This window comes from Streptomyces cyaneofuscatus, from assembly GCF_000718135.1.
Lineage (GTDB): Bacteria > Actinomycetota > Actinomycetes > Streptomycetales > Streptomycetaceae > Streptomyces > Streptomyces cyaneofuscatus.
The window spans coordinates 159,576-180,903 of the sequence record NZ_JOEM01000005.1; the positions used below are offsets into that span (position 1 = coordinate 159,576).

Annotated in this window: 19 protein-coding genes and 1 riboswitch; of the genes, 4 read left to right on the forward strand and 15 right to left on the reverse strand. The window is 71.2% G+C overall.

The genetic code is table 11. From position 1 onward, the window contains the following. Positions 1-58 precede the first annotated feature (58 nt). From IF17_RS0109790 to IF17_RS0109800, 3 genes are all read right to left on the reverse strand, one after another. Positions 59-1,270, reverse strand: a complete 1,212-nt coding sequence (locus tag IF17_RS0109790) for an ArsA family ATPase (protein ID WP_030564215.1) — start codon at positions 1,268-1,270, stop codon at positions 59-61. 5 nt (positions 1,271-1,275) lie between these two features. After that, positions 1,276-1,725 carry an SRPBCC family protein gene (locus IF17_RS0109795; protein ID WP_030564217.1) on the reverse strand — a complete coding sequence of 150 codons (450 nt, stop codon included), beginning with the start codon at positions 1,723-1,725 and terminating at the stop codon, positions 1,276-1,278. Positions 1,726-1,834: 109 nt separating this feature from the next. Beyond that, on the reverse strand, positions 1,835-2,644 hold the full coding sequence (locus tag IF17_RS0109800) for a metallophosphoesterase family protein (RefSeq protein ID WP_030564218.1): 810 nt from the start codon (positions 2,642-2,644) through the stop codon (positions 1,835-1,837). A 279-nt stretch (positions 2,645-2,923) separates the two neighbouring features. Here IF17_RS0109800 and IF17_RS0109805 point away from each other — a divergent pair, with 279 nt between their 5' ends. Continuing rightward, complete coding sequence (locus tag IF17_RS0109805; RefSeq protein ID WP_030564220.1) at positions 2,924-4,720, forward strand: AMP-dependent synthetase/ligase; 1,797 nt, start codon at positions 2,924-2,926, stop codon at positions 4,718-4,720. An 85-nt stretch (positions 4,721-4,805) separates the two neighbouring features. On the opposite strand, the gene IF17_RS0109810 is transcribed toward IF17_RS0109805, so the two are convergent. Continuing rightward, positions 4,806-5,948: a glycosyltransferase family 4 protein gene (locus tag IF17_RS0109810; protein WP_030564222.1), complete on the reverse strand. Its 1,143-nt coding sequence runs from the start codon at positions 5,946-5,948 to the stop codon at positions 4,806-4,808. 143 nt (positions 5,949-6,091) lie between these two features. On the opposite strand from IF17_RS0109810, the gene IF17_RS0109815 reads away from it, so the two are divergent. Further along, positions 6,092-7,336: a glycosyltransferase family 87 protein gene (locus tag IF17_RS0109815; RefSeq protein ID WP_030564224.1), complete on the forward strand. Its 1,245-nt coding sequence runs from the start codon at positions 6,092-6,094 to the stop codon at positions 7,334-7,336. Here the strand turns inward: IF17_RS0109815 and IF17_RS0109820 are convergent. From IF17_RS0109820 to IF17_RS0109840, 5 genes are all read right to left on the reverse strand, one after another. Beyond that, positions 7,312-8,568 (reverse strand): hypothetical protein, encoded by a 1,257-nt coding sequence (locus IF17_RS0109820; RefSeq protein WP_030564226.1) that lies wholly within the window; start codon positions 8,566-8,568, stop codon positions 7,312-7,314. The two genes, IF17_RS0109815 and IF17_RS0109820, sit on opposite strands and share 25 nt — an antisense overlap. Before the next feature lie 85 nt (positions 8,569-8,653). Continuing rightward, a complete protein-coding gene (locus tag IF17_RS0109825) occupies positions 8,654-9,682 on the reverse strand; it encodes a C40 family peptidase (RefSeq protein ID WP_030564228.1) in 1,029 nt (342 codons plus the stop codon). A gap of 242 nt (positions 9,683-9,924) precedes the next feature. Beyond that, positions 9,925-10,959, reverse strand: a complete 1,035-nt coding sequence (locus IF17_RS0109830; protein ID WP_030564230.1) for a C40 family peptidase — start codon at positions 10,957-10,959, stop codon at positions 9,925-9,927. A 289-nt stretch (positions 10,960-11,248) separates the two neighbouring features. Next, entirely contained in the window at positions 11,249-12,610 is a 1,362-nt protein-coding gene (locus tag IF17_RS0109835) for an NYN domain-containing protein (protein WP_030564232.1), read from the reverse strand. Between the two features lie 39 nt (positions 12,611-12,649). Then, complete coding sequence (locus tag IF17_RS0109840; protein ID WP_003969643.1) at positions 12,650-12,892, reverse strand: hypothetical protein; 243 nt, start codon at positions 12,890-12,892, stop codon at positions 12,650-12,652. A gap of 194 nt (positions 12,893-13,086) precedes the next feature. Here IF17_RS0109840 and IF17_RS0109845 point away from each other — a divergent pair, with 194 nt between their 5' ends. After that, complete coding sequence (locus IF17_RS0109845) at positions 13,087-13,851, forward strand: rhomboid family intramembrane serine protease (RefSeq protein ID WP_030564233.1); 765 nt, start codon at positions 13,087-13,089, stop codon at positions 13,849-13,851. Continuing rightward, a complete protein-coding gene (locus tag IF17_RS0109850) occupies positions 13,848-14,129 on the forward strand; it encodes an Lrp/AsnC family transcriptional regulator (RefSeq protein ID WP_003969641.1) in 282 nt (93 codons plus the stop codon). The genes IF17_RS0109845 and IF17_RS0109850 overlap by 4 nt, the downstream gene beginning before the upstream one ends. Positions 14,130-14,200: 71 nt before the next feature. Here the strand turns inward: IF17_RS0109850 and IF17_RS0109855 are convergent, their stop codons facing one another. The 6 genes from IF17_RS0109855 to ctaE all read right to left on the reverse strand — a co-directional run bounded on the left by IF17_RS0109855 (position 14,201) and on the right by ctaE (position 21,328). Next, positions 14,201-15,580: an aminotransferase class V-fold PLP-dependent enzyme gene (locus IF17_RS0109855; protein ID WP_030564234.1), complete on the reverse strand. Its 1,380-nt coding sequence runs from the start codon at positions 15,578-15,580 to the stop codon at positions 14,201-14,203. Between the two features lie 177 nt (positions 15,581-15,757). Further along, a riboswitch (SAM riboswitch) is annotated at positions 15,758-15,875 on the reverse strand. 86 nt (positions 15,876-15,961) lie between these two features. Next, entirely contained in the window at positions 15,962-17,026 is a 1,065-nt protein-coding gene (trpD, locus tag IF17_RS0109860; protein WP_030564235.1) for an anthranilate phosphoribosyltransferase, read from the reverse strand. 123 nt (positions 17,027-17,149) lie between these two features. Next, on the reverse strand, positions 17,150-18,796 hold the full coding sequence (qcrB, locus tag IF17_RS0109865; RefSeq protein ID WP_030564236.1) for a cytochrome bc1 complex cytochrome b subunit: 1,647 nt from the start codon (positions 18,794-18,796) through the stop codon (positions 17,150-17,152). Then, entirely contained in the window at positions 18,793-19,845 is a 1,053-nt protein-coding gene (gene qcrA / locus IF17_RS0109870; RefSeq protein WP_030564237.1) for a cytochrome bc1 complex Rieske iron-sulfur subunit, read from the reverse strand. Before qcrA ends, qcrB begins: the two co-directional genes overlap by 4 nt. Continuing rightward, positions 19,842-20,651: a cytochrome bc1 complex diheme cytochrome c subunit gene (qcrC, locus tag IF17_RS0109875; RefSeq protein ID WP_030564238.1), complete on the reverse strand. Its 810-nt coding sequence runs from the start codon at positions 20,649-20,651 to the stop codon at positions 19,842-19,844. Before qcrC ends, qcrA begins: the two co-directional genes overlap by 4 nt. Positions 20,652-20,707: 56 nt before the next feature. Further along, the gene (ctaE, locus tag IF17_RS0109880) at positions 20,708-21,328 is read right to left on the reverse strand and encodes an aa3-type cytochrome oxidase subunit III (RefSeq protein WP_030564239.1); all 621 of its coding nucleotides are present in this window, start codon (positions 21,326-21,328) and stop codon (positions 20,708-20,710) included.

A 21,328-nucleotide genomic window follows, 5' to 3' on the forward strand; every position in this document is an offset into this window, starting at 1 on the left:
CCCGTTCAGGAACCGGGACGTACGCGGCCAAAGGATCACGGGGTGCGCGGCGGAAGGATCACGGGGTGCGCGGCCAGAGCGCCGGGTCCGGCGTGAAGCGGACCCGCAGGACCCCGTCGGTCAGGGCCGCGCCCGCGACCGTGCAGCGGCGCAGCGCCGAGGCGACCCGCACGATCCGGTGGAACGGGCCCACGGTCAGGAGCAGTTCCTCGCCCCGGCGGACCAGGCGCAGGTCCTCCTTCGTCGCGCCGGGCAGCGGCAGGCACCAGGCCAGCACGGACGGGCGGCCTTCCTCCCCAGGCCCGTCCTCCCCCGGCTCCTCCTCCTCGATCCACCAGGGGTCGTCCACCCGGCCCGCTCCCCGCTCGTCCGGCGCCGGGATACCGAGCGCGGCCAGGTCGTCGGCGGTCCGGGGGTCGCGGCCGAGGTGCGCGGCCTCGTGGACCGGGACGTGCGGGGCCCACTCCTCGTGCCAGTGGCCCAGGCACTTCTCCTGCTGGGCGGCGAGATCGGCGAACCAGGGGTCGGAGGAGTGGCGCGGCAGGACCCGGTTGGCCACCAGCAGGTCGGCGCGGAGCCCGTACAGGGCGAGGCCGGTGCGGGCGGTGCGCAGGGCGTCCTCGGCGGCGGGCCCGGGCTCTGCGGCCAGGCGGAGCGTGGTAGAGCCGTCTTCGACCAGGGCTTGTACGGCGGCCAGCTCCTCGTCCTTGCGGGCGGCGGCCTCGTACAGCCACTGCGCGGGCATCGGGACCCCGGCGAGCTGGGCGAGGACCGGGCGCAGGGCGCGGGCGGCCTGGCGTTCGGCGGGCAGCAGGCGGCGCAGATAGCGGCGGAGCTGCTCGGGGAGGGCCAGCAGGGCGAGGGCCTGGTCGAGCGGCGGGAGGTCGACGACGAGGGTGTCGTAGCCGGCCGTCGACCAGTCGCCTGCGGCGGCCCGGTGCAGGGTGTGCAGGAGGGCCAGCTGCGGGGAGCCGGGGAGTTCGGTCAGCTCCTCGCCGTCCAGGCGCCCGGCCCCGACCAGGTCCAGGACGCTCGATGCGCGCTGCTGGAGCTCGGTGAGTTCGGCGCGGAAGTGGGCGCCGGAGTCGATCCGGGCGTGGTCGAGGCGGTCGGTGACCGGGGTGGGTTCCGGGCCGAAGGGGAAGCCGGGTATGGGCTCGGCGGAGACCAGGAGCGTGCGGCGGCCGCTCGCGGCGGCGGCCAGGGCACTCGCCGCGGCGAGGGTGGTACGGCCCGCGCCGCCGGGGCCGGTGACCAGGACCGTACGCATCGCTCTCAGCCCTGCGGCATGGACTCGACGCGCTTCTTCAGGCCGGCGAGCGCGCGGTCGATGATGACCTTCTCGGCCTTGCGCTTGATCATGCCGAGGAGCGGGATTTTGACGTCGACGGCGAGCTTGTAGGTGACCTCGGTGCGCACCCCGCCGGCCATCGACGCGAGGGCGTACGTGCCGTCCAGCGAGCGGAGCATCTGGGACTTGACCAGGGTCCAGCTGACTTCCTTGTCGCCCAGCCAGGTGTACTTCAGGACGTGGTCGTCCTTGATGGCTCCGGCGTCCAGGACGAGGCGGACCTGCTCGGCGCGGCCCTCGTCGTCCGTGGCCAGGACCTCGGCCTCCTTCACCTCGCCGGTCCACTCGGGGTAGCGGGCGAAGTCGGCGATCACGCTCATGACGTCGGCCGGTGCCGCCTCGATCGTGATGCTCGAGCTGGTGTGTTCAGCCATCGCCGTGGCCCTCCAGTGCGGTGTAACCGGTCGCTTTCGGCAGGAGCCTGCCGCTGTGCAGGCTATCGCGTGCCCGCCGCGCTCCGGTCCACGGCCCGGGCCCTTCCGGTCACCAGGTCAGCGCCCAGGGCGTCCCGGTGGAGGCGAAGTGTCCGACGTTGACGCACTCGGTGTCGCCGATCCGCATCCGGCGGACCAACGGCTGGTGAACATGGCCGAAAAGTGCGTACCGGGGGCGGGTGGTGCGGATGGCCTCCAGCAGGGCGGTGGAGCCGCGTTCGAAGCGGCGGGCGACGGTGTCGTACGTCAGCTCGGGGACCTCGGGCGGGATGTGCGAGCAGAGCACGTCGACCGGGCCGAGCGCCTCGACCTTGGCGGCGTACTCCTCGTCGCTGATCTCGTACGGGGTGTTCATCGGGGTCCTGAGGCCGCCGCCGACGAACCCGAAGACCCGGCCGCCGATCTCCACCCGTTCGCCGTCCAGCACGGTGGTGCCGGGGAGGACGTACTCGGGCCACAGACGGGGGACGTCGACGTTGCCGTAGGTGGCGTACGTCGGGGTGGGGAAGGCGGCGAAGAGTTCGGCGTACTGCCTGCGTACCGCGCCGATGATCTCGGTGTTGCGGTCCCGGCCCGCCCACAGCTCGCGGCCGAAGGCGCGGGCCTCCTCGTAGCGGCGGGCGGTGCGCAGGGCGACGATGCGGCTCGCGTTCTCCTTGCCGAACAGGTCGGGGAAGATACCGCGCGAGTGGTCGGCGTAGTCGAGGAAGAGCACCAGGTCACCGAGGCAGATGAGGGCGTCGGCGCCGTCCCCGGCGCGGGCCAGGGCCTCGGTGTTGCCGTGCACATCGCTGACCACGTGGATCCGGGTGGTGCGCCGGGTGCCGGCCGCCGGGCCGCCTGCTTCGCTGCCTCGCATACGGATCACCCTAAAGCGCCCGTCCACGCGCGGGTAGACCGGCTGGACCTGCGGTTACTTTCGAGTCGTCACGCCGGTGGACTACTGTGCGCGAAAGGGCCATTTATATGTGTGATGCATAAGACATCTGGCCGGAACCCCCTATCGGGAACCTAGTACCGGTGGGTAACGTCCGGGCAGTCCAGTCGTGCTCACCCCACGGAGCACCTGCCATTCTTGGACCGCAGCCGGTGCGTCACACAGAGCCGTGGCACCGGAGCCCGATGAGGAGCAGCAGTCTTGCGCGAGTTCAGCCTTCCGGCCCTGTACGAGGTCCCGACGGACGGCAATCTGACGGATCTCATCCGCCGCAACGCCGCTCAGCATCCCGAAGTCGCGGTGATGAGCCGCAAGGTGGCCGGTGCCTGGACCGACGTCAGCGCCACCCAGTTCCTGGCCGAGGTGAGAGCCGCCGCCAAAGGTCTGATCGCCTCGGGCGTGCAGCCCGGCGACCGGGTCGCCCTGATGTCCCGCACCCGTTTCGAGTGGGTGCTGCTGGACTTCGCGATCTGGAGCGCGGGCGCGGTGACCGTGCCGGTGTACGAGACCAGCTCCGCCGAGCAGGTCCAGTGGATCCTGGGTGACTCCGGTGCGGTGGCGGTGCTCGTGGAGAGCGACGCGCACGCCGCCTCCGTGGCCTCGGTGCGGGACGCGCTGCCGGAGCTGGAGCATGTCTGGCAGATCGACGCGGGCGCCGTGGAGGCGCTCGGCAAGGCGGGTGCCGAGGTCTCCGACGAGACCATGGACCTGCGGATGGTCAGCGCCAAGGCGGACGACCCGGCGACCATCGTCTACACCTCCGGCACGACCGGCCGCCCCAAGGGCTGTGTGCTGACCCACCGCAGCTTCTTCGCGGAGTGCGGCAACGTGGTGGAGCGGCTGAAGCCGCTGTTCCGTACGGGCGAGTGCTCGGTGCTGCTGTTCCTGCCCGCCGCGCACGTCTTCGGCCGGCTGGTCGAGGTGGCCTCGGTGATGGCCCCGATCAAGCTCGGCTGCGTCCCCGACATCAAGAACCTCACCGACGAGCTGGCCGCGTTCCGGCCGACGCTGATCCTCGGGGTGCCCCGGGTCTTCGAGAAGGTCTACAACGCGGCCCGCGCCAAGGCGCAGGCGGACGGCAAGGGCAAGATCTTCGACCGGGCCGCCGACACGGCGATCGCCTACAGCCGGGCGCTGTCCACCCCGCAGGGCCCCTCGCTGGGGCTGAAGCTCAAGCACAAGCTCTTCGACAAGCTGGTCTTCGGCAAGCTGCGCGCGGTCCTCGGCGGCAAGGGCGAGTTCGCGATCTCCGGCGGCGCCCCGCTGGGCGAGCGGCTCGGCCACTTCTACCGGGGCATCGGCTTTACGGTCCTGGAGGGCTACGGCCTGACCGAGACCTGTGCGGCGACGGCGTTCAACCCGTGGGACCGGCAGAAGATCGGTACGGTCGGCCAGCCGCTGCCCGGCTCGGTGGTCCGGATCGCGGACGACGGTGAGGTGCTGCTCCACGGCGAGCACCTGTTCACCGGGTACTGGAAGAACGAGTCGGCCTCGGCCGAGGCGCTGGCCGACGGCTGGTTCCACACGGGCGACATCGGCACCCTCGACGAGGACGGCTACCTCGCGATCACCGGCCGCAAGAAGGAGATCATCGTCACGGCGGGCGGCAAGAACGTCGCCCCGGCGGTGATCGAGGACCGCATCCGCGCCCACGCCCTGGTCGCCGAGTGCATGGTGGTCGGCGACGGCCGCCCGTTCGTCGGCGCACTGGTCACCCTGGACGAGGAGTTCCTGGGCCGCTGGGCCGAGGAGCACGGCAAGCCGGTCGGCTCGACCGCCCTGTCGCTGCGCGAGGACGCGGAGCTGCTGGCGGAGGTGCAGCGGGCGGTGGACGACGGCAACGCGGCGGTCTCCAAGGCCGAGTCCGTACGCAAGTTCCGGATCCTGCCCGCCCAGTTCACCGAGGAGGCGGGCCACATCACGCCGTCGCTGAAGCTGAAGCGGAACGTGGTGGCGAAGGACTTCGCGGACGAGGTGGAGTCGATCTACCGCGCCTGAGCGGTGTCACGCGTACGAAGGGGCCCGCGCTTTTCGACCAAGCGCGGGCCCCTTCTCCGTACTCACAGCAGCGTCTTGTCCGTACTCACAGCAGCGTCTTGAGCTTCTCCGCCAGCAGGTCCCAGCGCCACTTCTCCTCGACCCAGGCGCGGCCCCGCTCCCCCATCCGCCGCCGCAGCTCCGGGTCGCCGAGCAGCGTCACGATCCGGTCCGCCGACTCCCCGGCGCTGCCGCCGCGCACCACCCACCCGGTCTCGCCGTCCAGCACCGCGTCCGGCGCGCCGCCCGAGTCCCCGGCCACCACCGGCAGCCCGGTCGCGGACGCCTCCAGGTAGACGATCCCGAGCCCCTCCACGTCGAGCCCCCGCCGCCGGGTCCGGCACGGCATGGCGAAGACGTCCCCGGCCCCGTAGTGCGCGGGCAGCTCCGCCCACGGCACGGGCCCGGTGAACCGCACCGAGTCCGCCACCCCGGTCTCCACCGCGAGCCGCTCAAGCTCCTTGGCGTACGGCCCGCCGCCGACGATCAGCAGCACCGCGTCCGGGATCTGCGCCAGGATCGCGGGCATGGCGAGGATCAGCGTGTCCTGGCCCTTGCGCGGGACCAGGCGCGAGACGCAGACGACGACGGGCCGGTCGGAGAGCCCGAGGCGGGCGCGGACCTGGTCACCGCCCGAGGCCGGGTGGAAGGTCTTCTCGTCGACGCCCGGGGGCAGTTGCACCATGCGGGCGGCCGCCTCCGGGGTGAGGGCGGCGGCGATCCGGGAGCGGGTGTACTCCCCCAGATAGGTGATCGTGTCCGTGGACTCGCCGATCCGGCGCAGCAGTTGCCGGGAGGCGGGCAGCTGGGCCCACCCGGCCTCGTGACCATGGGTGGTGGCCACCAGCCGCCTCGCGCCCGCGCGGCGCAGCGCCGGGGCCATGAGCCCGAGCGGGGCGGCGGCACCGAACCAGACGGAGGTGCAGCCGTGTTCTCGCAGCAGGTCGGTGGCCCGCCGGGTGACGCGCGGGGTCGGCAGCAGCATCGTCGTCCGGTCGCGCACCACGGTGAACGGCTGCTCGGCGTCGAAGGCGGCGGTGGCCGCCGTACCCTCCTCGCCGCGTTTCCAGGTGGAGGCGTAGACGACGACCCGGTCGGGGTCCAGGCGCAGCGCCATGTTGTGCAGGAACGCCTGGATGCCACCGGGGCGGGGCGGGAAGTCGTTGGTCACGATCAAGGTCTTGTCCATCGCGGCTGACAGTACCGAACGGCCGCGCTTCACGGCCCACGCCCTCACCCCCCGGCATCATGGGCCGCCGGACGGGAGCCGGAGACGATCCAGGGCGGCGGCGATGACGGGGCAGACATTCGCATGACAAGGCAGACACTCAGATGACAGGGCAGACATCCAAGGGCGCGGCGCTCCTGCCGTACGCGGCCTGGACGGTGACCCGGGCGGCGCTGCTGCTCTGGGTGTCCGGGGTGTTCACCCTGGGCGGCCTCAATGTCACGGTGGACGTGTCGGTGATCTACCGGGGCTGGTACGAGACGCTGCTGACGGGCACGTACCCGTTGGACGACGTCACCTGGCAGTACCCGCCCGGCGCCGCCCTCGCGATCCTCTCCCCCGCCCTGCTGCCCTTCTGGGAGTACGCGAGCGCCTTCTACGCCCTCGTGCTGCTCTGCGACGCCCTCGTGTTCGGGCTGCTGCTGTACGCGGGCCGGCGGCCGGGGATGAGGGCGGCGGGTGCGTGGGTGTGGGTCGTGGGGGTGCCGCTGCTGGGGCCGACCGTGTACGCCCGCTACGACCTGATGGTGACGGCGGTCGCGGTGGCGGCGCTGCTGGCGGGGGTGCGCCACCCGAAGGCGCTGGGGGTGCTGGCCGCGTTCGGGGCGCTGCTGAAGGTGTGGCCGGTACTGGTGCTGATCGGGGTCCGGCGAGGGCGGCCGACCCGGGCGGCCTGGTCGGCGGCGGCGCTGACGGCGGCCGGTCTCGGTGTGGGCTTCGCGCTGTGGATGCCGGGGGCGTACGCGTTCCTCGCCTTCCAGCGGGACCGGGGCCTGGAGATCGAGTCGCTGGGGGCGCTCTACTTCCACCTGGCCCGGCACACCGGCTGGGAGGGGCGGGTGGAGCTGCACTACGGCTCCATGGAGTTCCTCGGCCCGCACGTGGGGCTGGTCTCGACGCTGGTGCTGGGGCTGGCCGTGGTGGCACTGGGCTGGCTGCTGGTGTGGCGGCTGCGGGCCCGGACGTTCGCCGCCCACACCCCGGCGCAGGCCGCGTTCACGGCGGTGCTGCTGTTCACCACGACGAGCCGGGTGATCAGCCCGCAGTACGTGGTGTGGCTGGTCGGTCTCGCGGCGGTCTGCCTGGCGTTCCGGGGTGGCGGGATGGTGCGGCCCGCCGTGCTGGTGCTGGTCGCGGCCGGGGTGACGGTGCTGGAGTTCCCGGTGTACTTCGCCGAGGTGGTGGCGAGCGACGCGTGGGGCGTGGCGCTCCTGTTCGTACGGAACGGGCTCCTGATGGCCGCCTCGCTGATCGCCGCGCGGCGGTTGTGGCGGGAGACGGTGCCGGGGGCGCGGTCCGAGAAGGCGGCCCCGGTCCGCGGGGATCAGCCGAGCCGGGCGCTCAGGTAGTCGCGCCAGTCGGCGGTGAACTCCTCGGGCGTCGTGTCGAGGACCGATCCCATCGCCTGCTCCACCGCCCCGTCCCGCCCGGGATGGGCCCCCACGGCCGCGTAGAAGGCGGTGAGCTTCTCCTGGCCCCACCGCTCCGCGATGAGTTCGCAGGCCATCCAGGCGCTCTCGTAGGCCCGGGCGAGCTCGGCGGGGTCGCCGTCGAAGCCGAAGTCCTTGTCGTCGGGGAGTCCGGCGGGTACGTCACCGGCCCGGACCGCGCCCGTCAGCTCCGGGGCGATGAGGTCGGGGGTGCGGTCCTCGCCCCGGTAGGCGGCCCAGTCGGCGAAGCCCTCGGAGAGCCAGACGGGGGTCGCCGTGGAGGTGCTGGTCCGGGTGGCGACATGGGTCGTCTCATGGGTCAGGACGACGCGCTGGCCGAAGCTGCCGAGTGAGGCGTACGCCTGCGGGTTGACGATCACCCGGTCCGCGAGGGCGGGCCGCTTGCCGGTGGTGCCCGCCTCGCCGGTGGTGACGGCGGCGATGCCCCGGTAGCTGGTCTCCGGGGAGCCCAGCAGCCCCGCCATGGACTCCACGGAGTCCGGGACGAGGACGACGACCCGGCGCGCCCACGGCTGCGGCCAGGCGTCCGACACGGCCGGGACGGCGAGGTCCACGGTGTCCGCGATCTGGCGCAGCTCCTCCTCGGGCCGCCCGACGCCCAGGACGAGGCTGTGGGCGCCCCGGACGACCTCCACCTCCCCCTGGTGCCAGAGCTGGTCGGAGGCGCCCTTGGCGGGCCGGTCGGCGCTGACGTACCACCGCTCGCCGTCCCGCATCAGCTCCAGGGTGCGGCGGGCGGCGACGGGCGCGGTGTCGTACCCGTCGATCCGGTAGCGCAGCTCCACCTCGGCGGTGGCCCAGTCGCCGTCCTCCTCGGTGATGCCCTTCACCTCGTACGCCCAGGACTTCAGGGGTACGTCGGCGAGGTTGGCCAGTTCCGTGCGCTGGGCGGCCCGCAGCTTCGCGGCGTCGGGGGCCAGCGCGTCGAGGTAGCCCGCCGGGTCCCGGGCGAGGACGGCGGCGGCGCGGCGCTCCAGGGTGGCGTCGATCTCCCGGACGGTGAGGGTGGTGTCGGCATCGGCCGGGGCCGCGCAGGCGGAGGCGGTCAGCAGGACGGCGAGCGCGAGGCCCGCCGCACGCCGAGGGAGCCGAGGGCGTCTCCCTCGCGCATCACGTCCTCGTACGGCCACCCTGCCGATCGTACGGTCCGTTCCGGGCGGGGCGATCAGATCCGGGCGCGCGTCAGACCGGCGTGCGGCCGGATCCGGCGTGCGGTCAGATCCGGGTCACCGAGGAGACGGGCATCATCCCGACGGGGTCGTAGCGGATCGCGGCGCCCGGGTAGGGGGCGTGGATGACCTGGCCGTTGCCCACGTACATCCCGATGTGGCTGGCGTCGGCGCGGTAGGCGACCAGGTCGCCGGGCTGGGCCTGGGAGAGCGGCACCATGCGTCCCGCGTACCGCTGGGCCTGCGAGGTGCGGGGCAGGCTCACCCCCGCCTGGGCGTAGGCCCACTGCATGAGGCCGGAACAGTCGAAGCCGGAGGGCCCGTTGGCGCCCCACACATACGGCTTGCCGAGCGCCTGGCGTACGGCGGCGACGGCGGACATCGCCCGGGCCGAGCCGGGGGCGACGCCGGAGAGGTCGGGGGCGCCGTCGCGGCCGGAGCGGGAGACCCGGTCGAAGGAGGCGCGGTCCTCGGCGGGCAGCGAGGCCAGCAGTTGCCGGGCCTGGCGGAGCTTGGCCTCGACGGATCTCTTGTGGCGGGTGACGGCGGCCCGGTTGCGCTCCAGCTCGGTGAGGGCGCGGGAGGCCTCGGCGCGGGTCTGGGCGACGCTGCGCTGGGCGTGGCGGAGCTTGTCCAGGGTCAGCGCCTGGCGCGCGCCGGCCCGGTCGAGGGCGGCGGCCCGCTCCAGGTAGGTGTCCGGGTCGGAGGAGAGCAGCAGGGCGAGCGCGGGGTCAATGCCACCGGTGCGGTACTGGGCGCCCGCCATCGCGCCGAGCGAGTTGCGCATCCGGTTGATGGACTCCTGGCCGCGGGCCGCCGCGTCCTGGGCCCGGTCCGCCTCGCCGCGCAGCCGGTCCACCCGCTCCCCGGCCTCGTTGTAGAGCTCGGTGGCCTTCTCGGCCTCGCCGTAGAGCCGGTCGACGGCCGCCTTGGCGCTCTCGCGGGTGTCCTTCGGGTCGGCGTTCGCGGGGGCCCCGGTCAGGGTCGCGGCCGCGGTGGCGGCGGCCGCTGTGACGACCGTGACGCGGACGCCCCGATGGAGGCCGGACTGGGTGGGACGGCGATGGGACACCACAGGAAGCCGCACTTCCTTCCGCTGACGCAGTTGACGCAGGAACGCGCGGGTCCGTACGGGGAGCCGCGCAGCAGCCAGACAGTAATCGGACGACTACCGGGCGGCCAAAGACCCCGGCGGTGGCGGAAGGGGCGTCGAAACGGCGCTGCCCCGCCGGTGACCTCGGTCTCCGGGCGGGGCAGGGCGTCAGTGCGGGGTGGGGCGATTCCCTCGTTCGGGCGTCGCTCCGGGCGGGCGTGGCGTCAGATGCGGACGCCGAACTGGAAGGTGCCCATGTAGTCCATCGACTCGTAGCGGACGACGGTGCCCGGCTTCGGGGCGTGCAGGATCTGGTTGTTGCCGGCGTAGAAGCCGACGTGCGACAGGCCGTTGAAGAAGACCAGGTCGCCCGGGCGGAGCTGGCTGCGGCCGATCTTCGTGCCGTCGTTCTGCTGGGTGTACGTGGTCCGGGAGATGCCGACACCGGCCTGCGCGAAGGCCCACTGGGTCAGCCCGGAGCAGTCGTAGGAGTTGGGGCCCGAGCCGCCGGAGACGTAGGGCTTGCCGAGCTGGGTGGCGGCGGCGCTGAGGGCGGCGGCTCCGCGGCCCGAAGCGGGGGCCTCGTTGCCGAGATCGACCCGCTCGCTGGTGGCGCGGCTGGCGCGGTCCTTCGCCTCTTCCTCCTGGGCGATCTTCGCCCGCTCGGCGGCGGTCAGGCTGTTGAGCAGCCGCTGCGCGTCGGCCAGCTTGCCCTGGTACTTCTTCTTGTTCTCGCCGAGCGCCTTGCGGACGTCGGCGAGGTCGCCGAGTTTGTCCTGGGCTTCCTTGCGCTGCTGGGCGAGGGTGCGCTGCTTGGCCTGGATCTTCTGCAGCGACTCCGTCTGCTTGACCGTCAGCTGGTCGAGCGCGGAGGCCTGGTCGAGGAAGCTGTCCGGGTCCGAGGCGAGGAAGAGGGCGACCGAGGGGTCGATACCGCCGGAGCGGTACTGCGCGGTGGCGATCGAACCCAGCTCGCCGCGCAGGTCGTTGAGCTCGTCCTGACCCCGGGCGACCTTGTCCTGCAGCGCGTCGACCTGCTTCTTGAGCTTGTCCTGCTGCTCCTTGGCGCCGTTGTACTTCTCGGTGGCGGCCTCGGCCTCGTGGTAGAGCTTGTCGACCTTCGCCTTGACCTCGTTCTTGGTCGGCTTGGGGTCGGCGTGGGCGGCCTGGGAGGTCAGGGCAACGGCCGCGGCGGCGGTCGCGGTGAGCACGGTCACGCGGGTGCGGCTCGGCTGCTTGGGACGACGGTGGGACGCCACGAAGGCGAGCTCCTTCTTCCTCAGAGCCGCCTACCGGGCTGTGGGGAAGAATCCCCGGCTCCGTACACTCACGGACTCGGCGGTTCCTTCGCCGTCACCCCCAATGGGTGATCAACCGTGCGAAGGTTCGAGGCCTGACCCTAGTGACCCTCTTGTGATCAGTTCAAATCCTCACAGGATTTTTCTTGTCACATCAGGCACTTCTTTACTCTCACTCCACCACGTGTAGTGGCGACTTGACGGTACGTTCCCAAAAATCCGGCATGCCACACATGTCGCACAACTGTGCCTAGACGCGCGAAAGGCGCTTCAGGAGCAAGACGGACGCGACGGGCCGGGCCCCGGCCTTGGCCACCCCGTCCGCCACCTCGCGGTCGGTGGAGACGACCACGACAGGCCTCCCCGGCGGTTCCGCGCGGGCCAGTTGACGGATCAGCTCGTCCGCCGTGACCCCCGCCTTGCTGAACAGCACCCGCACCCCGCGCGGCGGCGCGAGCAGCACCGGGGCGGCCAGCTCGGCGCCGTCGAAGACACAGGTCATCTCGGCACCGGTCTGCGCGGCGAGCACCGAGAGGCCGCCCAGCAGCCGCAACCGCTGCTTCTCCAGCGGCATCTGGGGATAGCCGGTCTTGGTGACGTTGTAGCCGTCCACGATGAGATGTGCCTGCGGGAGTGCCAGCAGTTGGTCGAGCAGCGCCGGGTCGGTGTCCGAAAGCGCCCTGGCGGCGATGTCCTTGGGCGACATCCGGCCCGGCTCCACCGCGTCCACGCTGTCGGCCGGCCGGGCCGTCACCGGGGGCAGGGCCAGCTCGCGCCGGAGCCCCGAGGCCGCGTCCAGGACCGTGTCGAGCAGCAGCCGCAGCCGCATGTCCTCCATCGAGCGCCCCTCACGGGAGGCTCTGCGGCCCGCCTCCACGGCCGCCTCGGCCTCGCCGAGCCGGTGCTTGAGCCGGCGGGACTCGCTCTCGGCGGCGGAGAGCTGGGCGGCCGCCTCGGCGCGCTGGGCCTCCGCCTCGGCGGTGGAGCGGCGCAGGGCGGCCTCGCCGCGCTTCACCTCGCTCTGCGCGGAGCGGAGCTTGCGGTGGAGCGACTCGGACTCCTTGCGGGCCGCGTCCAGCTCGGCGCGGAGCCGCTCGGTCTCGCTACGGGTGTGGGCGCGCGCCCGCTCCAGCTCCTCGCGCAGCTGGACCAGTTCGCGCCGGGTCTCCTCGCCCACCCGTTCCGCGTCGGCCCGCTGGACCTCCTCGCCGGCCGCCTCGACCAGCTTGACCCAGCCCACCGGGCGCAGCACATAGGCGGCGGCGGCCACATCGACGGGGTCGGCGGCCGCGGGCGGCGACCCGGCCTCCAGCGCACCGGCCAGCTCCGGCTGGGCCTGGCTCAGCCGCTCACCGATGCGCTGCCGGAAGAGCGGCTCGCTCTCCAGGGCGGCGGCCATCGCGTTCCCGGCGAACTTGGCCCGCCGGGTCGGGGTGAACCGGGCATACTGCCGCAACTGGGCGGGCAGTTCGGCGACGGTCAGGCCGCCGAAGGCGTCCGCGACCAGGGCGATGACCCGCCGCCGTACGCCTTCGGGCAGCGGGCGGTCGAGCGCCTCTGCACCGCCGTCGGCCGCATCGGCCGGTTCGGCGCCGCTGGTCGGCTGATCCACCGTCCGTCACCCCATAGATATGTCTGTCGGTGCGCTCCCTCAGGAGGCGGCACCCGGCCTGTCCACCAGTTCGATCTGGTCCACCGCGTTGCACCAACGACAGCGGACCGACTCGATGGTCTCACTGACCACCTCCCGCTCCTCGACACTGGACTCACCGGCCAGGTCGAGGTGCACGTACTCCACGACCTTGGAGGACCGCGTCACGTCGAAGCGCGTGAGATTGCCGCACAGGGTGCAGCGCCAGCGGGTCGAGTCCGTCGGCAGGGGAACCGTCGTCATCGTCTGCGTCCTCTTTCGTCGTCTCCAGGAGCCCGCGCCGGGCGCGCCGCCGCGACTCCACCTGTCTACGTCAAGGATCTCGCGGTGCGCCGTCGAACTGCGGAAGTCCTGGCGTAACCCTACGGCCTCGCGTATAGGCATCGGCACGGCGAGGCGCTCCGTCCCGTTCTCGCCCTGTACGTCATGCTCTGTACATGATCGACCTACGGCGGTTCGACTGGCGGACCTCGGCCGGGAGGGTCCGGGACAGCGCGGCGGGCGGGACCGTGGGCGGGGCACCGGTGACGTACGGGCTGATCGCCCTGTGCTGCGCGATCTTCCTGATCAGCCCGCTCTCCGGCTTCGGCGGCGCCTCCTACGGCAGCCAGGACGCGCTGCTCGCCGCGCAGGCCGGGTACTTCGAGCGGTGGGGCGTGATCCCGGCCGAGCTGTGGGAGGGCTCTGCGCGCGCCCTGCTCACCCCGTTCACCGCGCTGTTCGTGCACGGCAGCTGGCTGCACCTGCTGGGCAACCTGCTCTTCCTGTACGTGTTCGGGGCGATGACCGAGGAACGCATGGGCCGGGTGCAGTTCGCCCTTTTCTACGTGGGGTGCGGCTATCTGGCGCTGGTCTGCTACGCGGCGGTGCACGCGGACTCGGAGCAGACGCTGGTCGGGGCGTCGGGCGCGATCTCGGCGGTGCTCGGCGCGTTCCTGTACCTGTTCCCCAAGGCCCGGGTGACCAGCCTGTTCCCGTTCCTCTTCTTCCTGCCGCTGCGCTTTCCCGCCTGGATCGTGCTGGTCTTCTGGTTCGGGCTCCAGTGGGCAGCCGCCCAGGCGGCGGACGCGGGGCCGGGGGTGGCGTATCTGGCGCATGTGGCGGGGTTCGCGGCGGGGTTCCTCTACGCCTGGGGACGCTATCGGGGTGGGGCTAGAGTGAAGGTTCCAGCCACGGCCACCGAGGGAGACAGCCAGCCGTGATCACCGCGATCGTGCTCATCAAGACCAGCGTGGACCGGATTCCGGAGATCGCCGAGGCCATCGCCGCGCTGGACAGTGTCAGCGAGGTCTTCTCCGTCACCGGCACCTACGATCTGATCGCCATGGTCCGGGTCGCCCGCCACGACGACCTCGCCGATGTCATCCCCGGCCGGATCAGCAAGATCCCGGGCGTCGAGGGCACGGACACGCATGTGGCGTTCCGTACGTACTCCCAGCACGACCTGGAAGCGGCGTTCGCCATCGGCCTGGACGCGTAGGACCACACTTTTTCGGCCGGGGACAGGCGCGCTGCCTGTCCCCGGCCGACGTGTTCGCGTACGGGTGGTCCTCAGACCCGGGCGGCCGTGCCCCGGTCCGGGACGCAGCGGCCGTCCTCGGTGCGGTACTTCCACTGGGCGCCCTCGCGGACCAGCTCGGTGACCGCGCGCAGGAACCGCTCGATGTGCTCGTCGGGCGTACCGGCGCCGAAGCTGACCCGGATCGCGTTGAGGGACCGCTCGCCCGGCTCGGCCTCGGGGGCGCCGCACTCGCCCGGGTCCTGCGGGTCGCTGCCGAGGAGGGTGCGGACCAGCGGGTGGGCGCAGAAGAGGCCGTCGCGGACGCCGATGCCGTACTCGGCGGAGAGGGCGGCGGCGAAGTGCGAGCTGTTCCAGCCGCGCACCACGAAGGAGATGACGCCGACCCGGGGCGCGTCGTCGCCGAAGAGCGAGAGCACCTGGACCTCGGGGACCTGGGCGAGCCCTTCGCGTACCCGGCGTACCAACTCCTGCTCCCGGGCGACCAGGTTGTCGAAGCCGGCCTCGGTGAGGGCCTTGCAGGCGGAGGCGATGGAGTAGACGCCGATGACGTTGGGCGAACCGGCCTCGTGGCGGGCGGCCGTGGTGTGCCAGTCGACGTCCACGCCGCCGTCGGCGCGCCGGGCGACCTTGCGGGAGGCGCCGCCGCCGGCGAGGTACGGCTCGGCGGCCTGGAGCCAGTCGGCGCGGCCGGCGAGGACCCCGGAGCCGAAGGGCGCGTACAGCTTGTGGCCGGAGAACGCGACCCAGTCGACGTCCAGTTCGGCGATGTCCACGGGGTGGTGCGGGGCGAGCTGCGCGGCGTCGAGGACGATCCGGGCGCCGTGCGCGTGGGCGGCGGCGGCCAGCTCCTTCACCGGCCAGAGCTCACCGGTCACGTTGGAGGCGCCGGTGACGCAGACCAGGGCCGGGCCGTAGGGGTCGCGGTCGGCCAGCGCGCGCTCCAGGGTCTCCACCGCCTGGCCGGGGGTGCGGGGCGCATTGAGGTAGGTGACCTGGGCGTCGCGCCAGGGCAGCAGGGAGGCGTGGTGCTCGGTCTCGTACACGAAGACCTGGCAGTCGGCGGGGATCGCGGCGGCCAGCAGGTTGAGGGAGTCGGTCGTCGAGCGGGTGAAGACGACCTGGTCCTCCGCGCGGCAGCCGAGGAACTCCGCGACCGTGCGGCGGCTGCTCTCGAAGAGGTCGGTGGAGAGCTGCGAGAGGTATCCGGCGCCGCGGTGGACGCTGCCGTAGTACGGGGCGTAAGCGGCGACGTCGTCCCAGACCCGCTGAAGGGCCGGGGCGCTGGCGGCGTAGTCGAGTGCGGCGTAGGTGACTTCACCGCCGGTGACGAGCGGAACGGTGACATCCTGCCCCAGAACGGGCAGCGGGGCACAAACCGACGGGTCGATGGCAGCGGTGGAGACAGACATGGCGAACTCCCGTAAAAGGCAGGCGAAATCCAGCGCCGGCGGTACGCGGCAGCGCGGGAGGGGAAAGGAAAAATGGTGCGCTGAAGGAGGGCGATGAAGCCCTAGCGCATTCGCTTGCTCACAAGAGGCTCCCTAGGGACCAGGACCCCGGGGGCTGGCGTCCACTGGACGCCGAGGGGCCCGCGCTTGCCGCAGACCTCGCTGCCTACGGCCTGGTCTTCACCCGGGGCACCCCGCCACGGACGGAGGGTTGCCGGACAGCGGGCCGGGGCCGTAGTCGCTGTCACTCATGACCTGCGCAGCATCTTGCCATATGTATGCGCACGCGCAAGGGCGCAGTCCGGCATCCGGACTGCGCCCTACGTCACACCGTGACTACGGTCAGGCGTTGCTGGCCGCCACCCACCGCTCCAGCGCGCGCTTGGCGGCCCCGGAGTCGACGGCCTCGGCGGCCACCTGGATCTTCGCCGCGATCTGCTCGGTCAGCGTGCCGGGCCCCGGGTCGAGGGCGACCAGCGCCGCCGCCGAGTTGAGCAGCACCGCCTCCCGTACCGCGCCGCCCTCGCCGTCCAGCAGCCTGCGGGCCACATCGGCGTTATACGAGGCGTCGGCGCCGCGCAGCGCCTCGACGGGGACCAGCGGGAGGCCGACGTCGCGCGGGTCGAAGGGCTCCTCGCGGACCGTGCCGTCGCGGACCACCCAGACCCGGGAGGTGGCGGTGGTGGTCAGCTCGTCGAGGCCGTCGTCGCCGCGGAAGACGAGGGCCGAGTTGCCCCGCTCCGCCAGCACGCCCGCGACGATGGGCGCCATCCGGGCGTCGGCCACCCCGATGGCCTGGGAGCGCACCTGGGCCGGGTTGGTGAGGGGGCCCAGGATGTTGAACGTGGTCTGCGCGCCGAGCTCCCGGCGGGCCTTGGCCGCGTACCGCAGGGCGGGGTGGAACTTCACGGCGAAGCAGAAGGTGATGCCCGCCGCCTCGGCGACCTCGACCACCCGCTGCGGGGTCAGCTCCAGGTTGACGCCGAGCTTCTCCAGTACGTCGGAGGAGCCGCTCGCCGACGAGGCGGCCCGGTTGCCGTGCTTGACGACCTTGGCGCCGGTCCCGGCGATGACGATCGCGGACATGGTGGAGATGTTGACCGTCTTGGCGAGGTCGCCGCCGGTGCCGACGATGTCGACGGTGCGGCCGGGCACATGGATGGTGTTGGCGTGCGCGTACATCGCGCGCACCAGACCGGTGACCTCCTCGACGGTCTCGCCCTTGGCCCGCAGCGCGACCGCGAAGCCGGCGATCTGCGCGTCGGTCGCCTCGCCGCTCATGATGCGGTCCATCGCCCAGGCGGTCGCCTCGGAGGAGAGGTTCTCGCCGCGCAGCAGGGGGTTCAGCAGGCCGGGCCAGGAACGGTCCGCCACGCTGTCGCCGCCGCTCGGGGTCACAACGTTCATGGTCCGCTCCAGGGGGTCCACAGCCGGAAAAGATACGGCTCCACCCTATCCAGCCACCGGGACCGCGAAGAGCCCCGTCCATCGGATGGACGGGGCTCCCACGGTGGCGATCAGTTCGGACGATCAGTGGTGGCCGTGGCCCTCGCTGATCTCCTTGTACTCCTCGGCGGTGGGCTTGGCGATCTGGTTGTTCTCGCCGTAGTAGCCCTTGCTGAGCTTGGCGCGCAGCTTCTGGACCGGGGAGATCTTGCGCTTGACGCCGTTCTCGTCGACCTCGGGGCCGAGTTCGACCGGCTTGTACTGCTCGTGCGCGGTGAGCGTGTGCAGCTGCCCCGGGGAGAGCGGCTCGTGGATCTCGACGAACTCACCGTGCGGCAGGCGCTTGATGATGCCGGTCTCGCGACCGTGCAGCACCTTGTCCCGGTCGCGGCGCTGGAGGCCCAGGCAGATCCGCTTCGTGACGATGAACGCGATGACCGGTCCGGCGAAGAAGAAGATCCGGACGAACCACGAGATGGCGTTCAGCGACAGATGGAAGTGCGTGGCCCACAGGTCGTTACCACCGCCGACGAGGCCGATGAAGTACGCCGTGATCCAGGCGACGCCCAGCGCCGTACGGGTCGGGGCGTTGCGCGGGCGGTCCAGGATGTGGTGCTCGCGCTTGTCCCCGGTGATCCAGGACTCGACGAACGGGTACACCGCGGGCAGCGAGAGCACCAGGCCGAAGAGGACCAGCGGGATGAACACGCCCAGGTTGAGCGTGTGGCCCCAGAAGTTGATCTCCCAGCCCGGCATGACACGGACCAGACCCTCGGCGAAGCCCATGTACCAGTCGGGCTGGGCGCCGGTGGACACCTGGTCCGGGCGGTACGGGCCGAGCGCCCAGATCGGGTTGATCGTGGCGATGGCCGAGATGATCGCGATGATGCCGAAGACCAGGAAGAAGAACCCTCCGGCCTTCGCCATGTACACCGGCAGCAGCGGCATGCCCACGACGTTCTTGTTGGTCCGCCCGGGACCCGCGAACTGCGTGTGCTTGTGGTAGAAGACCAGGATCAGGTGGGCCACCAGCAGCCCGAGCATGATGCCCGGCAGCAGCAGGATGTGGATCGAGTAGAACCGGGCCACGAAGTCGTGGCCGGGGAACTCGCCGCCGAACAGGAACATCGAGATGTACGTACCGACGATCGGCACGGACAGGATCGCGCCCTGGGTGAAGCGGACACCCGTACCGGAGAGCAGGTCGTCCGGGAGGGAGTAGCCGGTGAAGCCGGTGAACATGCCCAGCACGAAGAGCAGGAAGCCGAAGACCCAGTTGACCTCGCGCGGCTTGCGGAAGGCACCCGTGAAGAAGACCCGGCACATGTGCACGAACATGGCGGCCAGGAAGATCAGCGCGCCCCAGTGGTGGATCTGCCGCACGAGCAGACCACCGCGGACCTCGAAGCTGATCTTCAGCGTGGAGGCGTAGGCCTCCGACATCCGGATGCCCTGCATCGGCTCGTACGGGCCGTGGTAGACGACCTCGGTCATGCTCGGCTGGAAGAACAGCGTCAGATACACACCCGTGAGGATGATGATGATGAAGCTGTAGAGCGCGACCTCACCGAGCATGAAGGACCAGTGGTCCGGGAAGATCTTGCGCATGTTGGCCTTGGCCAGGCCGTAGATGCCCAGCCGGCCGTCCGCCCAGTCGGCGACCCGCTCGCCCGCGGGTGCCTTGCGCTGTCCCGCCTGGTCGGCGGGCGGGTTGGTTGTCGCAGTACTCATCCGCGCTCCCAGAAGGAAGGGCCGACGGGCTCGTCGAAGTCACCGAGCGCCTCGAGGTTGCCCTCGCTGTTCACGCCGATCCGCAGCTGCGGGAGCGCGTGGCCGGCCGGACCGAAGATGACGCGGGCGCCGTCGGAGAGGTCGAAGGTGGACTGGTGGCACGGGCAGAGCACGTGGTGTGTCTGCTGCTCGTACAGGCTGATCGGGCAGCCGACGTGGGTGCAGATCTTGGAGAAGGCGACGATGCCCTCGTGGGCCCAGTCGCGCTGGCGCTTGTCCTTGATGTCGTCCGGCTCGATGCGGACGATCATCAGGGCGGCCTTGGCGATCTGCGACAGGAAGTCGTGCGCGTCGTCCTCGAGCCCCTCGGGCTTCGCGAAGGTCAGCGACCCCACGGCGACGTGCTCGGGACGCAGCGGCTGGCCAGTGTTCATGTTGACGAGCAGCTTGCCCTTGGCCCACATCGTGGTCCGGAGCTTCTTCTCCGGGAGCGGACCGAGGTCGCGCAGCAGCACCACACCGGCGAGCGGCACCAGGGCCAGCGCGCCGAACATCGTGGTGCGGATGAGCTTGCGCCGGCCGATCGCCGACTCCTCGGCACCGGCCTTGAAGTCGGCCAGGACCTGGGCCTTGACCTCGGCCGGAGCCTCGATCGGGTGCCGTTCGGCGGCGACCTCGACGTCGGACATCAGGGTGCGCGCCCAGTGGACGGCGCCCGCTCCGATGAAGAAGAGCGCGAAGCCGAGCGTCAGTCCCAGGGAGAAGTTGAGCGCGCTCACATGGCCGAAGGGCCAGATGAAGACGATCTTGTCCACCGGGAAGATGACGTAGGAGGCGATGAAGCCCACCGTCGACAGCATCGAGAGGACGAACATGAACGCGACGGCCCGCTCCGAGCGGTTCGCGGCGCGTTCGTCGAGGTCCTGGATGCGCGGCTTGTGGGCCGGCAGCCCGGGGTCGGCGAACGGGTCGGCCGTACCCTCCACCGCGCCGTGCGCGGTCTCCTGCACTACGGGCAGGTTGTCTTCTGGAATCTGTTGGCTACTCATGACTTCTTGGCCTTAGCGGTGTGGGCCGCGACCCAAATGGCAACTGCGACGAGGGCACCGAGCCCGAAGATCCAGGCGAACAGACCTTCGCTGACCGGACCCAGACCGCCGAGGGCGAGGCCGCCGGGGCTCGCCGACTCCGAACCGTTCACGGTCTGGATGTACGCGATGATGTCCTTCTTCTCCTGCTCCGGCATCGTCGTGTCGGGGAAGGAGGGCATGGACTGCGGGCCGGTCTGCATGGCCTCGTAGATGTGCTTCGGGCTCACGCCTTCGAGGTCCGGGGCGTACTTGCCCTTGGTCAGGGCGCCGCCCTTACCCGTGAAGTTGTGGCACTGGGCGCAGTTGTTGCGGAACAGTTCGCCACCCTTGGCGACGTCCGCGCCGGCCGGGTCGACCTGCTTGTCGGTCGGCGTGATCGGACCGGCGCCGAGCGACGCGACGTACGCCGCGAGCTGGTCGATCTCCGCCTGGGTGTAGATGACCGGCTTCTTCGGTACCTGGGCGCCCGGCTGCTGCGCGGGCATACGGCCCGTGCCGACCTGGAAGTCGACGGCGGCGGAGCCCACGCCCACGAGGGACGGCCCGTCGGTGGTGCCCTGACCGCCGGTTCCGTGGCAGCTGGCGCAGCCTACGGTGTAGAGCTTCTTGCCCTCGTCGATGGCGAGGGACTGGGCGGTTTCATCGGCCTGCGCCTTGCCCGCAGGCGCAAACGCGGCGTACAGCCCCCCGGTAGCCGCCAGCGCGAGGAGTAGTACGACGACCGCCGCCAGCGGATGGCGTCGTCGTGCGGAGAGCTTTTTCACGGATTACCCCGGTGTCAGGATCTTCTGCGTCGATGGTGGGCGGGTGCGAGCCCCGGTTACTTGATCATGTAGATCGTTGCGAACAGACCGATCCACACCACGTCCACGAAGTGCCAGTAGTAGGACACGACGATGGCCGCGGTGGCCTGGTCATGGGTGAACCTCTTGGCTGCGTACGTCCTGCCGAGTACCAGCAGGAAGGCGATGAGACCGCCCGTCACGTGCAGACCGTGGAAGCCGGTGGTCAGGTAGAACACCGAGCCGTACGGGTCGGACGACAGGGAGAGCCCTGCGTCCTTGACCAGCTCGGTGTACTCCAGGACCTGGCCGCCGATGAAGATCGAACCCATCACGAACGTCACGATGAACCAGGTGCGGAGCTTCTTCACATCGCCCCGCTCGGCGGCGAAGACGCCGAGCTGGCAGGTGAGTGAGGAGAGCACCAGGATCGTGGTGTTCGTGGCCGAGAACGGGAAGTTCAGATGCCCGGCCATCTCCTTCCAGTAATCGGGTCCCATCACCGATCGCAGGGTGAAGTACATCGCGAAGAGGGCCGCGAAGAACATCAGCTCGGAACTCAACCAGATGATGGTTCCGACGCTGGTGAGGTTCGGCCGATTGACCGACGGGTGCGCGTGCCCGGTTTCTACTGTCGTTGCTGTCGCCACGACCGACAT

What these genes read in the sequence shown, in the direction of transcription:
- IF17_RS0109790 (WP_030564215.1), bottom strand. Translation starts at nt 1,270, where the DNA reads ATGCGTACGGTCCTGGTCACCGGCCCCGGCGGCGCGGGCCGTACCACC.
- IF17_RS0109795 (WP_030564217.1), bottom strand. Translation starts at nt 1,725, where the DNA reads ATGGCTGAACACACCAGCTCGAGCATCACGATCGAGGCGGCACCGGCC.
- IF17_RS0109800 (WP_030564218.1), bottom strand. Translation starts at nt 2,644, where the DNA reads ATGCGAGGCAGCGAAGCAGGCGGCCCGGCGGCCGGCACCCGGCGCACC.
- IF17_RS0109810 (WP_030564222.1), bottom strand. Translation starts at nt 5,948, where the DNA reads ATGGACAAGACCTTGATCGTGACCAACGACTTCCCGCCCCGCCCCGGT.
- IF17_RS0109815 (WP_030564224.1), top strand. Translation starts at nt 6,092, where the DNA reads ATGACAGGGCAGACATCCAAGGGCGCGGCGCTCCTGCCGTACGCGGCC.
- IF17_RS0109840 (WP_003969643.1), bottom strand. Translation starts at nt 12,892, where the DNA reads ATGACGACGGTTCCCCTGCCGACGGACTCGACCCGCTGGCGCTGCACC.
- IF17_RS0109845 (WP_030564233.1), top strand. Translation starts at nt 13,087, where the DNA reads ATGATCGACCTACGGCGGTTCGACTGGCGGACCTCGGCCGGGAGGGTC.
- IF17_RS0109855 (WP_030564234.1), bottom strand. Translation starts at nt 15,580, where the DNA reads ATGTCTGTCTCCACCGCTGCCATCGACCCGTCGGTTTGTGCCCCGCTG.
- trpD (WP_030564235.1), bottom strand. Translation starts at nt 17,026, where the DNA reads ATGAACGTTGTGACCCCGAGCGGCGGCGACAGCGTGGCGGACCGTTCC.
- qcrB (WP_030564236.1), bottom strand. Translation starts at nt 18,796, where the DNA reads ATGAGTACTGCGACAACCAACCCGCCCGCCGACCAGGCGGGACAGCGC.
- qcrA (WP_030564237.1), bottom strand. Translation starts at nt 19,845, where the DNA reads ATGAGTAGCCAACAGATTCCAGAAGACAACCTGCCCGTAGTGCAGGAG.
- ctaE (WP_030564239.1), bottom strand. Translation starts at nt 21,328, where the DNA reads ATGTCGGTCGTGGCGACAGCAACGACAGTAGAAACCGGGCACGCGCAC.